This window comes from Enterococcus sp. AZ129 (genome assembly GCF_051714505.1).
In the GTDB taxonomy this organism is placed as follows: Bacteria; Bacillota; Bacilli; order Lactobacillales; family Enterococcaceae; genus Enterococcus; species Enterococcus faecalis.
Genome location: NZ_JBIORY010000001.1, coordinates 1,092,881 through 1,105,718, shown reverse-complemented (window position 1 = coordinate 1,105,718; position 12,838 = coordinate 1,092,881). Strand labels below are relative to the sequence as shown.

General features: G+C 37.1%; 13 protein-coding genes. 6 read left to right on the top strand and 7 right to left on the bottom strand.

Annotated features, from left to right (window positions below; translation table 11 throughout):
* Positions 1 to 31: 31 nt before the first annotated feature.
* Positions 32 to 1,204 carry a class I SAM-dependent rRNA methyltransferase gene (locus IGJ90_RS05550; protein ID WP_002366544.1) on the bottom strand — a complete coding sequence of 391 codons (1,173 nt, stop codon included), beginning with the start codon at positions 1,202 to 1,204 and terminating at the stop codon, positions 32 to 34.
* A 257-nt stretch (positions 1,205 to 1,461) separates the two neighbouring features.
* On the opposite strand from IGJ90_RS05550, the gene IGJ90_RS05545 reads away from it, so the two are divergent.
* The 3 genes from IGJ90_RS05545 to IGJ90_RS05535 all read left to right on the top strand — a co-directional run bounded on the left by IGJ90_RS05545 (position 1,462) and on the right by IGJ90_RS05535 (position 4,943).
* A complete protein-coding gene (locus tag IGJ90_RS05545) occupies positions 1,462 to 3,570 on the top strand; it encodes an LTA synthase family protein (RefSeq protein ID WP_002366543.1) in 2,109 nt (702 codons plus the stop codon).
* A gap of 105 nt (positions 3,571 to 3,675) precedes the next feature.
* Entirely contained in the window at positions 3,676 to 4,377 is a 702-nt protein-coding gene (locus tag IGJ90_RS05540; protein WP_002357870.1) for a hypothetical protein, read from the top strand.
* Between the two features lie 14 nt (positions 4,378 to 4,391).
* Positions 4,392 to 4,943 carry a hypothetical protein gene (locus IGJ90_RS05535; protein ID WP_002366542.1) on the top strand — a complete coding sequence of 184 codons (552 nt, stop codon included), beginning with the start codon at positions 4,392 to 4,394 and terminating at the stop codon, positions 4,941 to 4,943.
* A 38-nt stretch (positions 4,944 to 4,981) separates the two neighbouring features.
* On the opposite strand, the gene IGJ90_RS05530 is transcribed toward IGJ90_RS05535, so the two are convergent.
* Both IGJ90_RS05530 and IGJ90_RS05525 read right to left on the bottom strand, forming a co-directional pair.
* Positions 4,982 to 6,451 (bottom strand): sensor histidine kinase, encoded by a 1,470-nt coding sequence (locus IGJ90_RS05530; RefSeq protein WP_002366540.1) that lies wholly within the window; start codon positions 6,449 to 6,451, stop codon positions 4,982 to 4,984.
* Positions 6,451 to 7,170 (bottom strand): response regulator transcription factor, encoded by a 720-nt coding sequence (locus IGJ90_RS05525; protein ID WP_002381953.1) that lies wholly within the window; start codon positions 7,168 to 7,170, stop codon positions 6,451 to 6,453. Before IGJ90_RS05525 ends, IGJ90_RS05530 begins: the two co-directional genes overlap by 1 nt.
* Positions 7,171 to 7,384: 214 nt before the next feature.
* On the opposite strand from IGJ90_RS05525, the gene IGJ90_RS05520 reads away from it, so the two are divergent.
* Positions 7,385 to 8,164: a Cof-type HAD-IIB family hydrolase gene (locus IGJ90_RS05520; RefSeq protein ID WP_002363786.1), complete on the top strand. Its 780-nt coding sequence runs from the start codon at positions 7,385 to 7,387 to the stop codon at positions 8,162 to 8,164.
* A gap of 17 nt (positions 8,165 to 8,181) precedes the next feature.
* Here IGJ90_RS05520 and IGJ90_RS05515 read toward each other — a convergent pair whose 3' ends face one another.
* Complete coding sequence (locus IGJ90_RS05515; RefSeq protein ID WP_002357875.1) at positions 8,182 to 8,388, bottom strand: hypothetical protein; 207 nt, start codon at positions 8,386 to 8,388, stop codon at positions 8,182 to 8,184.
* Between the two features lie 231 nt (positions 8,389 to 8,619).
* Here IGJ90_RS05515 and IGJ90_RS05510 point away from each other — a divergent pair, with 231 nt between their 5' ends.
* Positions 8,620 to 9,396 carry a threonine/serine exporter family protein gene (locus IGJ90_RS05510; protein WP_025186598.1) on the top strand — a complete coding sequence of 259 codons (777 nt, stop codon included), beginning with the start codon at positions 8,620 to 8,622 and terminating at the stop codon, positions 9,394 to 9,396.
* A gap of 11 nt (positions 9,397 to 9,407) precedes the next feature.
* Positions 9,408 to 9,869, top strand: coding sequence for a threonine/serine exporter family protein (locus tag IGJ90_RS05505; protein ID WP_002357877.1), 462 nt, complete (start codon positions 9,408 to 9,410; stop codon positions 9,867 to 9,869).
* A gap of 31 nt (positions 9,870 to 9,900) precedes the next feature.
* Here the strand turns inward: IGJ90_RS05505 and IGJ90_RS05500 are convergent, their stop codons facing one another.
* Genes IGJ90_RS05500 through trpX form a run of 3 tightly spaced genes read right to left on the bottom strand, consistent with a single transcriptional unit; the run spans position 9,901 to position 12,566 of the window.
* The gene (locus IGJ90_RS05500; RefSeq protein ID WP_002357878.1) at positions 9,901 to 10,668 is read right to left on the bottom strand and encodes an ABC transporter ATP-binding protein; all 768 of its coding nucleotides are present in this window, start codon (positions 10,666 to 10,668) and stop codon (positions 9,901 to 9,903) included.
* Positions 10,665 to 11,552, bottom strand: coding sequence for an ABC transporter permease (locus IGJ90_RS05495; protein ID WP_002366536.1), 888 nt, complete (start codon positions 11,550 to 11,552; stop codon positions 10,665 to 10,667). Before IGJ90_RS05495 ends, IGJ90_RS05500 begins: the two co-directional genes overlap by 4 nt.
* Before the next feature lie 24 nt (positions 11,553 to 11,576).
* The gene (gene trpX / locus IGJ90_RS05490; protein WP_002391629.1) at positions 11,577 to 12,566 is read right to left on the bottom strand and encodes a tryptophan ABC transporter substrate-binding protein; all 990 of its coding nucleotides are present in this window, start codon (positions 12,564 to 12,566) and stop codon (positions 11,577 to 11,579) included.
* Positions 12,567 to 12,838: the final 272 nt, after the last annotated feature.

The following is a 12,838-nucleotide window of genomic DNA, read 5'->3' as shown; positions in this document are numbered from 1 at the left end:
CGGCGCTGGGACTTTTGCTTGGTGTAAAAAATTATTTTTCAATTTCGATAAACAGGACTTTTAAGTAATCACCTTCTGGAAAATTAGGATTCACTTGAAAGTCTGCTGGTAATTGATACGTGTCCGTAATCTTGTAACGGACATTTTTCTCTTGCAAGGCAGTAATTACCATTTTTTGATATTTGGCTAAGGATAAATTTGCCGCATTGGTTGAGGCAATAAGCGTTCCCTTATCCGTTAAAATATCAATAGAATCTTTCACTAGCTCCCCATAATTTTTAGCAACGGAAAAAACTTTCTTTTTGTTGCGAGCAAAACTTGGCGGATCCAAAATGATCATGTCATAACTCAAGCCTTTACGTGAAGCATATTTAAAGTAGTCAAAAACATCCATGACAATAATCTTTTGCGGGGCAAGATTTAAATGATTGACTTCAAATTGCTCAGTCGTTTTCGGTAAGCTTCGTTTAGCTAAATCCACACTAGTGGTGGCCACGGCACCCCCCATAGCGGCAGCTACTGAAAAAGCACCTGTATAACTAAACATATTTAAGACTGTTTTCCCTACTGCAAAACCATCTACTAATCGACCACGAACTTCTTTTTGATCTAAAAAGATGCCTGTCATTAATCCTTCGTTTAAATAGGTAGCAAATTGAACGCCATTTTCAGTGACAAGTAATGGCTCGGGTGCTTGTTCGCCATACAAAAACTGTGATTCGGGTAAATTTTTTGTGGAAAAGCGAATCTTTTCGTAGGCACCAATAATGTCAGGGTAAACTGTGCGAAACGCCGTCAAAAGTTCGGCTTTTTTCTGATAAAGGGTTTCATTATACCATGAAAAAACGGCGTAATCTGCATAGCGATCGATGATTAGACCCCCAATGCCATCTCCTTCTCCATTAAATAATCGATAAGCGGTTGTCAGCGAATCCTTTTCAAAAGATGTCCGCTTCTCACGACTTATTTCAAAGAGTTGTTGAAAAAAAGATTGATTAATTGGTCCATGCCATGACAGCAACCAACCAATTCCTTTATTTTGTTCGCCTAAATATCCTTCGGCTAAACGCTGGCCTTTACTATCAATCAAAGTAAGCCAATCTGTTGGCAACGGCGCTGGCACTTGTTGCAAATCTTCTTTCTGAATTAAAGGATATCCTTTTTTAAATTTATGTTCTGCTTTTTTAGTTACTTGAAGTTTCATTCTGTACACCTACTTTTCAAAGTCCTATCTAGTATAGCAAAAAAAGGCCCATCTGTCTTTAAAGGATTCAAGCTTCACGTCATTTAACGAACTAAAAAGTTTAAGGAAATAGTAAGTTTTCTTTAACATCACCATTCCTCACTTCGGTAAGAATTGACATAAAATTTGTGAAAGAGTAAAATTAAAGCGATATTGTAAAATACGAAATTTACCTAATTTTACTTTTATAGAATCATCGTTTAGAAAGGACGTTTATTTTGAAAAAATTATTTAAAACAAATATTTTGAACACGCGACTGGGGTTATTCTCGCTAATCGCCATCTTACTGTGGCTAAAAAACCTCTTTGCGTACGCCGTTGATTTCCATTTACGTTTGGAAAATATTAACGAGTATTTCATACTCTTAATTAATCCAATTGCTACAACGGTCTTTTTATTAGCCATCGCTTTGTATGTTCGCCGTAAAAAAGCTTCTTATATTACAATGATGATTATTTACTTCTTGATGAGTTTACTGCTCTTCTCAAATGTCGTGTATTATCGAGAATTTACTGACTTCATCACAGTTAATACGATGCTTGGTGCTGGCAAAGTAGCTAGCGGTCTTGGCGAAAGTGCCTTACGTCTCTTTAGACCTTATGACGTCATTTATTTCTTAGACTTCATTATTATTGGCGTATTATTATTAACGAAAAAAATTAAAACAGATGCGCGTCCAGTCCGCGCACGTGTAGCAGTCTCTGTCACACTCCTTTCTGTTGTCTTTTTCTTATTCAATCTATTTATGGCTGAAACAGAACGTCCCCAATTATTAGGACGTCAATTCTCTCGTGACTATATCGTGAAATTCTTAGGCTTAAATGCCTTTACCGTGTACGATGGCATTACGACTTACCAAACAAACCAAGTCCGTGCCGAAGCCAGTGCTAACGATATGAAACAAGTTGAAGATTACGTGAAACAACAATATGCGGCACCCGATGATAGTAAGTTTGGTATTGCAAAAGGCAAAAATGTAATTTATATCCATTTAGAAAGTTTCCAACAATTTTTAGTTAATTACAAATTAAAAGATGAAAATGGCGTAGAACACGAAGTCACACCATTTATCAATAGTCTTTACAATAGTAAAAGTACCTTTAGCTTTGATAACTTCTTCCACCAAGTTGGTCAAGGAAAAACAAGTGATGCCGAAACCTTACTTGAAAATTCACTATTTGGTTTAGATCAAGGTTCACTCTTTACACAAGTTGGTGGGAAAAATACGTTTGAAGCAGCACCCGATATTTTAAAACAAACGCAAGGTTACACTAGCGCTGCTTTCCACGGAAATGCCGGTAACTTCTGGAATCGGAATGAAACCTATAAACGTTTAGGCTATGACTATTTCTTTGATGCTAGTTATTATGATGTTAATTCAGATAACTCATTCCAATATGGGTTACACGATAAACCATTCTTTAATCAATCCGTTCAATATTTAGAACATTTACAACAACCGTTCTATTCTAAATTTATTGCTGTGTCCAATCATTATCCTTATTCTCAATTTACAAACGATGAAGCAGGATTCCCAATTGCAAAAACCTCTGACGAAACAATTAATGGTTACTTTGCAACAGCGAATTATTTAGATAAAGCGGTCGAAGAATTCTTTAACTACTTGAAATCTTCAGGTCTCTATGAAAACTCAGTCATTGTTCTTTATGGCGATCACTATGGGGTTTCTAATTCAAGAAACCAAAACTTAGCAGAATTAGTAGGTAAAACCAAAGCAGATTGGAACGATTTTGACAACGCCAATATGCAACGTGTTCCTTATATGATTCACGTTCCTGGTCAAGAAAATGGCGGTGTGAACCATACGTATGGCGGCCAAGTTGATGCCTTACCAACCCTTCTACACTTGCTTGGTGTCGATACGAAAAACTACATTCAGTTAGGCCAAGATTTATTCTCTAAACAACACAATCAAATCGTTGCTTTCCGCAACGGCAATGTTGTAACACCTAAATATACTATTTTAGGTTCTAGCATTTACGATACTAAAACAGGCGCTTTAATTACAGAGCCAACCGAAGAAGTTAAGAAAGAAGTCGCTGATTTAAAAGCCAAAGCGACGAAACAATTAGAAACGTCTGACCAAATTACTAACGGTGACTTGCTTCGTTTCTATACCAATAGCGGCTTAAAACCAGTTAACCCAGAAGACTATGATTACAAGAACCAATTGCAACAACTGGAAGCAATTGAAAAAGAAAAAGGTGAAAAATCAACGAGTGTTTACAGTAAAAACAATAATAAATCAACCGTTGATGAATATCACACTGACAGTTATCAAGGCTATCAAAAAACGGGTAAATAAATCTTCAAAAAGCTTGAGCAATTTGCTCAAGCTTTTTTGCTACTTTTTCATAATTAATTCATATTATTTCACTATACTAAAGATAGTTTAGAGAGGTGAAAGTTGATGAGAAGTGTCCGTTACGCTACAGCTAGTAGTTTTTATCATAAAAAAATCACGTTAATCACTGCACTCTTCTTCTTCCTGTTCTCTTTCTTATTGACTGGGCTGTTTAACTTAATTGATTTTGAAAAAGAGTTTTTACGAACGATGCCAGACTTTGTCGATATTGAAAAACAAACTAGTTACCATTACCAACTGATCCAATACTATTGGCACCTCTATCTAGGTAGTGTCATTTTCTTTGGTGTTACTTTTCTTCTGTTGATGTATGTGACATTACGCATAAAAAAGGAAGAAATACATACATGGTATCACATGCACTTTTCAAATATGTATGTCACCAAACAGCTCTTACTAGAGTTGTGTTTACCGGCTCTATTAGGAATTTTCAGTTTTTTACTTTTCACTTTAATGTTTCAAGAAACGTATAATACTGTTCTTTGGGCTGCTCGTGATGCTATTTTACAGTGGTCTCATTTGGAAACTCCAGCATTTTTAGCTAAAAGTACCGACCAGGATGTCACGATTACAAATATCCAGCATTTAGGGATTCAAACGATCCAAGCGTTTTCTTTTGATTTTAAAAGTATGCAGTCGCTTTATACAATCCGTAACTGCTTTGTTAACTGCTTAATCTTGCTTGGCATTCCTCTTGTTTGCGGGACTCCTTTCACGTTGATTTATTTACGCACACATCAGAAATAAGGGAGGGATTTTCTATGAATGTCACACCATCATTCAAAAAAACAACCGAAAAAAAATCCTCATTCGACGCGTTAGCTTTGCGAGAAGTTTATGGAATCATTTATTCTGCTCCAGAACAAGAACTCGCATTGGCCGATTTTTTCCAAACAAATCAACTAACCATTACTAGGCTTTCTTCTAGTGAAACCTTTCTGCCCTACTTGCCATTAGAAGAAAATTTATTTATCGCTAGTACAATCAAAGAACGGGATCGAAAAGTAGTTCTAGCCGAAGCTTTCCAGGTGTTCCAATTAGAACCTGCCTTACTTGGTCGTTCCTTTACTTCTTTTACGACTTTTGAAAAAATTAAAATGCGCATAATACAACTTTTGCTTTCAAAAACAAGTACGTTAGTGATTGATGATATCTTTTCTTCATTAACGATTGGACAACGTCAAGAAATTTTACCTCAATTAAAAATAGCAGTTCAAAAAAGAAACAAGCGCTTGCTATTTCTGACAAAAGAGCCACAAATTATTGATAGTCCCTATGTGCACCCCCTGTCTCTACATGCGTTATTAAACTAAAGAAAACGTCTGGCACTGATTGTGACCAGACGTTTTCTTTAGTTTTCAGTGATTTCAACATCAGGAAATGAAATAATAAATGTGGTGCCTTTACCAGGTTCGCTCTCAACATTGATTTTTCCTTTATGCAAGCGGACCAATTGTTGAACGATTGGTAAGCCTAATCCTGATTCTCCATATTTCGTATTTTTACGGGATGGATCTACTTTGTAATAACGATCCCAGATATTCAGAATTTGCTCTTCCGTCATGCCGATTCCTGTATCAGAAATACGGACAATGGTTTCTAAATAGCCTTTTTCTAAAGCAATATGAATTTCGCCATTTTCAGTAAATTGGATAGCATTTTGAACAATATTGACAACTACTTGAACGAAACGATCATAATCGGCATACACATCAATTGGTTCGGTGGTGTCTAAATACAATTGATTACCGGCGGCTTCAGCTTTGGCCGTTAGTTGAGTCACAATATTTTCTAAAGCTTCTGTTCCGTTGAACTTCTTCACAACAATTTGAATCTGGTTGGTCCGAATTTTTTCATAATCAAGATTTTCATTGACTAAGCGAATCAAGCGAGCGGTCTCATTTTGCATCAGTTTAATCGCATTCTCTTTTTGATTTTCAGGAATAGCATTATACTGCAATCCCTCTAACAAGCCATTAATAGTTGTTAAAGGCGTCCGCATTTCATGAGAAGCATCCGCCATAAATTGACGACGGCGCTCTTCTTGCCGATTGATTTCTTCTTGTGATTCTTTTAAAGACGCGGCCATTTTATTAAAATCTTCTGCTAGGTCATCAAATTCATCTTTGTCATGAACCGGTAATTGAATATCAAAATTTCCACTAGTGATTTCTTTGGTGGCTTTACGCATCCGATTTATTCGTTTCACTTGGAAAGTCGCAAATAGATAACTTAGTAACAAGGCAATCACACCAGAAAAAATAAAGCCTTTAATCAAGTTTTGTGTCACGGACTGGACACTTCGGTCAACGTTTTTGGCAGGTTGTGTAATAACGAGTGAACCAATAATCACTTTTTTATCAGAAGACTGATTTGATGCATACACCGGTAACATTACATAGGACGAAGTATTTCGGGCCCCGTAAATATCAATGTTTTCTGTTGCATAAACACGATTGCCTTTCATGATTTGATCCCAATTTTTATCGATTAAGGAAAAGTCTAATTTTTTCGTGCTATCAACTGGTGGGTACTGCACTTCGCGGTCCTTGTTAATAAACACAAATTGCACATCTTGCTTCTGGAGTACGCGCTCAGTCAACTGAAATGAATAGGATAAAACATCTCGATCTGAAACGCCTGCGACATTAATAAAAAAGTCACGTGTTTCTAAAGCCGATTCTGCATAACCATACAGCTGTTCATAGTTATTTTCTTGCATTGTGCGCTTGGTCAATTGTGTGAAAGACGTTCCGACAATGAGAATAATCAGAGCAATCACACCTATAAAAGCAAGTAATTGTTGATACAAATACTTCATTAAGCAACACCTGAATCGTCGAATTTATACCCTACGCCCCAAACCGTTTGGATGACTTGAGGACCCACTTTTTCAATTTTTTGTCGTAATTTTTTGATATGGGCATCAACTGTCCGTTCATCGCCAAAGTATTGATAGTCCCAAACCAATTCTAGTAGTTGTTCGCGTGAAAAGACTTGGCGTGGTTTTTTTGCTAAAGTGTATAGCAAATCAAATTCTTTAGGTGTTAAGCCTTCAATTAATTGATTATCTAAATATGTTTCTCGTGTTTTCGTATTCATTTTAAAATGATCCGTAATCACATCAAATGTTTCATCTGTATTCTCAGACGTATCATGCGCAGCCTCTGCCACCTCGGCACGACGATGTAGAGCTTTCATCCGTGCAATTAAAGTTAATGGACTAAATGGTTTTGTCACATAATCATCCGCACCCATTTCAAGGCCAATTACTTGGTCACTTTCAGAATCACGAGCGGTCAACATAATAATGGGAACATTGGCTGAAACTTTGCGAATTTCACGACAAACAGCCATCCCATCCATACTAGGTAAGTTTAAATCTAACGTAATCATGTCCCATTTTTCTGGCGAAGCAAGAAAAGTCGCCAATCCTTCTTTGCCATCATCTTTAAAGGTAGCTTCCCACCCTTCATTTAAGAAAAACATTTGCATCATTTCTGAGACGGATTCATTGTCTTCAATCATTAATATATTCATTTCATTCACTCCTTATTCACTTTTCATAAAACTGCTCTATTGTAGTATACTCTAAAATTGAATTTGTACCAACCGATTCTATATTTCTTCAAAAATCCTTTACAGAACCATCAAAAATCACTTTTTTTCCTGCTCTTTTAAAGAAAACGAAAGGAACCCATTGTCTTTTCAGAAAAGTTTGTTAAAATAACAAGCGTAGAGAGGATGTTAGGGTATGGATAAAATGAAAGCTATTACTTTTTTTGATTTAGATGGAACTTTGTTAGATGGAACATCGCAAATAACTCCTGAGATTACCGCAGCAGTGGCGGCCTTGAAAGACAATCAAATTTTACCTTTAATTGCGACAGGTCGGACCTTGTGTGAGATTCAGCCAATCATGAAAGCCAGTGGCATTGATTCTGCGATTGTAATGAACGGGCAATTTATTCATTATGAAGGAAAAACGATTTATTCAGATGAATTTACAACAGAGGAATGTGTTTCACTGCATGAACATGTCAAACAGCGTGGTCATGAATTGGCTTTTTACAATGAGCGCCGTATTTTTTGTACAGGGCATACTGGCACAGTGAAACAAGCCTATGATTATATTCATTCAGCTGTTCCAGAAATTGATCCCACAGGTTATGAGAATGATGCCGTCAACATGATGTTGGTCTTAAGTCAACATGGCGATGATGATGAATATTACTATGAGCGGTTTCCTGAATTGACCTTTTATCGCAATGGTCCTTTTTCAATTGATATTGTTCGTAAAGGGGTCTCTAAAGGCTCTGGTGTCAAAAATCTTTTTAACACCTTGGGATTAAACGGCATTCCCACTTATGCCTTTGGTGATGGCATCAATGATTTGGCGCTGTTTGAGGCCTGTGATTATGGAATTGCCATGGGTAATGCGCGAGAAGAACTAAAAGAAAAAGCCACCTTTATTTCAACTAAAAATACTGAGAATGGCATTGTTAATGGCTTGAAAAAATTTGATTTACTATAAGAGAAAACTACCTTCTTCTATTGATGTACTTTAGAAGAAGGTAGTTCTTTTGTATGTTCATTTTTCTTTTTCTGCTGTGCACAGAGAGCTACTCCCACTACTTGAATCAGCAAAATCGCTCCCAACAAACAACTTAATACGATGTTTCCTGATAGGATTGTTCTTCTGATTAAAATAATTAATACAACACTGCTAATTCCGTAGAGTAACCATTGGTTGTCCATTTTTATTGACCCCTTTGTTTTTCTATGTTTAGGATAGGATGTTTCCTACTAAAATGCAAGGAAAGATCCTAGATTCTTACAACTAACCCATAATTTTTACTAATTCCTTATTTGTTTTCATTTATTCTTAAGATTCGTTTCATTTTTGTAAAAAATCACACTTTTTTTCTATCTCTGTTTTAAATTGCGTACAGTTCTTAAAAAAAATGATACACTAAAAGTGAACTCGAAATGAAAGGAGCCATTCCTTTGGTTAATAGCGAAAAAAGAAAACAATTAATTATTGATACATGCATTTTAGCTGGAAAAATTATGCTGGAAAGCGGATCTGAAGTATATAGAACCGAAGATACAATTACTCGGATTGCTACAAATGCTGGCGAGCCAGAGAGCGTTTGTTACACGACGGCTACAGGGATTTTCGTGGGCTTTCGTTCCAGTAATTATACGCAATTAGAAAACATCCCCCAGCGCTCGATTAATTTGGAAAAAGTTAGCCTTGTCAATCAATTATCAAGAGAATTTGCGCAAAAGGAGATTACTTTGCCAGATCTTTATCAGCGCTTAACTCTATTAGAAACAGATACCCCCACTTTTTCAATTTCGTTACGCTTGTTAGCAGCCGGGATTGTTAGTTGTACGTTAATGTACATTTTTGGTGGCACTTGGCAAGATTTTATTGCAACTTTTTTTGTTGGCATGATTGGGTATGCCAGTTATCTTTTTACCCAAAAGTTATTCCAAGTTCCTTACCTCGATTCATTCGCAGCCGCTTTTGTCATTGGTTTGTTGGCCTATTTGGCTGTGCATTTTCACTTAGCGGTCAACATCGATAATATTATTATTGGTGCGGTAATGCCATTAGTTCCAGGTGTGGCGATTACGAACTCTTTTCGCGACATTTTAGCGGGCCACCTCATCAGCGGGACGGCGCGAGGGACAGAAGCTATTTTTATTGCTGGGTCTGTTGGCCTGGGAATTGCCTTGATTTTTAAATTATTTATGTAAGGAGTGTTCAAATGGAACTAATTTTTCATCTTCTCTTTAGTTTTTTAGCGACTGTGACGTTTGGTATTATTACGAACATTCCTCGTAAAGCACTGGTGGCTTGTGGCATTACTGGCATGACAGGCTGGATGATTTATTATGTCTTAACGCAAACTTTTGATGCTAGTCAAACCTTTGCAAACTTTTTAGGAACGGTCGGGTTAGGAATCGCTAGTATCTTTTTTTCCCGTTACAAAAAAATGCCGATGATTATTTTTTATATTCCAAGTTTGGTTCCTTTAGTGCCAGGAGGCCCTGCCTATCAAGCGGTTCGGAGCATTTTGTTAGGAAATATTGATGACGGTTTGCAGTTGATTTTAAAAGTTGTCTTTACTGCTGCAGCCATCGCAGCGGGCTTTATGGTGACATCGCTACTGGAACGAATTGTCAAACGTTTTTTCCCCAAGCGACTCTTCCGATTGGTCAAAAAATAAAAAAACAAGCTCATTTTCTGAGCTTGTTTTTTTACTCTACTTCTTCAAAGAACAGCAACAAATCTTGTAGCGTTAATTGTGCTTTTTCAGCAGCGTTTAAATCTTGAACAATTTTACCTTTTTGTAAAACAATTAAACGATTGCCATATCGTAAAGCATCTTCCATTCGATGGGTAATCATCAAACAAGTTAAGTTCCCTTCTTCAATCCGTTGTTCCGTTAAGTGCATCAACTGCTTGGATGTTTTGGGATCTAAGGCAGCAGTATGTTCATCTAAAAGTAATAATTCTGGTTTTGTGATAGTGGCCATTAATAAACTTAAGGCTTGGCGTTGACCGCCAGAAAGGTTACCTGTCGGTGTATCCAGATGATTTTCCAAGCCATTGCCAACTTCTTGACAGATTTTTGTAAACAAGGCGCGTTGCTCATTTATCTTCCGTAATGTTAAGGGACGTTTTTGTCCGCGTTTCATGGCAAGCAATAAATTTTCTGCCACGGTCATTCTTGGTGCTGTCCCCATTTTAGGATCTTGAAAAACACGCGCTAGAGATTTAGCCCGTTTGACTTCAGAAAGATTGGTGCGATTGACTCCTTCAATTAAAAATTGTCCTTCTGTTAGTGTCAAAGTTCCTGCTAAACTATTGAACAGCGTACTCTTGCCTGCGCCATTTCCACCTAAAACAGTAATGAAGTCCCCAGGATAAATGGCTAAGTTCACATGATCCAAAATCACTTTTTTTTCATTCATCCCATTATCAATGATTTTTGTCGCATTTTTTAATTCAACAACTGGTTTCATTTCGTTTCCCCCTTATCAGAAAAGCCGTGTAGGTGTAATGCTTTTTTCAATTGCGGGATTATTAAACAGATTGCTAAAATCACTGCTGAGAAGATTTTCAAATACGTCGTATCAAAGCCTAATTTAATCACTAATAAAATCAATAGTTGATAAATAATACTCCCTACAACAATCGCCATCAACCGTTCACCAAACGTTAATTCTCCAAACAGTACTTCACCAATAATGAGTGAAGCCAAGCCAATCACAATGACACCGGTTCCTTTACTTACATCCGCATATCCATCATTTTGGGCAATCAAAGCGCCAGATAAGCCAATCAAGCCATTCGATAAAACCAATCCTAAAATTTTCATGCGATCCGTTTGAATGCCAATCGAGCGAGCCATTTCTTCATTGTCACCTGTCGCAATATAGGCTTGTCCTAAACTAGTGTTAAAGAAAAATAACAGTAAAATCATTACCACAGCCAAAACACTAATCCCTAAAAAAATAGTATCATAATAATCTGGTAAGGCCATTTTTTGAAAAACATCTTGAATCTTCGGTTGGTTTAATAAAGACTTATTTGGCGATTTCATCACAAATAAAATCACGGAATTTAAACCAGACATCACTAAAATTCCTGCTAAAATAATTGGAATTTTTCCTTTTGTAAATAGTAAACCAGTCACTAAACCGGCAAGCATTCCTGCTCCAACCCCTAAAAGAGTCGCTACAAATGGTGAAACCCCTGTTGTAATGGCAGTTACACAAACCGCCCCTCCTAACGGAAATGAACCTTCTGTGGTCATATCTGGAAAATTTAAAATACGATAAGTCATAAAAATACCTAGTCCTAACAAGGCCCATAACATTCCTTGTCCAATTGCTGAAACAATCATCGCTTCTCCTACTTTCTTTCCTAATTAGTTAATCAATTTCGATTTTTTTGCTAACTCTGCGGGAATCGTAATTCCTAACTTTTGAGCTTGTTTTTCATTGATAATTGTGTCGCCTGTATTAAAGGTATAAATGGGTGTAGTTGCTGGTTGACTTTTCCCAGACAGAACCTCTGCTGCCATTTTGCCGGCTTGTACCCCCAACGCATGTTGATTAATCCCAACAGTTGCTAAACCGCCTTGTTCTACCATTGTATCCACCGAAGGAATAATCGGCGTCTTGGTTCGATTTGCTTCTCCGACTACCGTTTGCATGGCATTAGCAATCGTATTATCAGTTGGTATATAAATCACATCTGTTTCCTTAGTCATCACTTGAACCGTTTGTGCAATTTCATTACTAGATGGCACAGCATATGTTTTCACTGTCAATCCTTTGGCTTCAGCTGCTTTCTGCGCTTCAGCTACTTGGTATCGAGAATTTTCTTCTGAGGAAGCATAGAGAATACCTATTTTTTTGGCAGCTGGTATCAATTCTTTTAGTAAATCCATCTGGGCTGACAAAGGTGATTGATCACTAACACCCGTGATGTTACCGCCTGGCTTTTGATTGTCTTTCACCAATCCAGCACTAACAGGGTCCGTAATGGCGCCTAAAATGATCGGGATTTCTTGGGTAGTGTTGGCTAACGCTTGCGCAGCTGGCGTGGCGATGCCAATTAAAACGTCTGCCTTTTTTTGTACTAATTGTTGACTCATGATTGCTAACTTACTCTGGTCGGCTTGACCATTTTGAAAAATAATTTCTAAGTTTTTGCCTTTGTCATAGCCATTTTCCTTTAACCCTTCCTCAACACCTTTATAAATTTCATCCAAGGCGGGGTGACTGACAAACTGCAAAACCCCTACAGTAACTGTTTCTTTCTTTGAATTCGTCACTTTTTGATTCACAAAAAAAGCACCAATTAAATAAATAGCTAATAAAGACACGACAAACGTTAAACGTTTATTTTTCATTTTGCATTCTCCTAACTGCCCTTTTGTTTGGCAACTTTTTCTTTTTAATAATAAAACCATTATCTATAGGGCGTTTCTTCCGTTGAAAGTGAAACTGAGATTCGTAATCCTCTGCTTAGTCAAAATCCTAGGAACACTTTTTTACAAATGTCAGGATTTAGCTGCGACGAGGATCGCAATTTTGGTGAGAATCTCAGGAGCACTTTTTCTACGAATGTGACAACGTTCTCTTCGTTCACCTTGTGCTACTCATCATTCTTAAAGGCCAAACT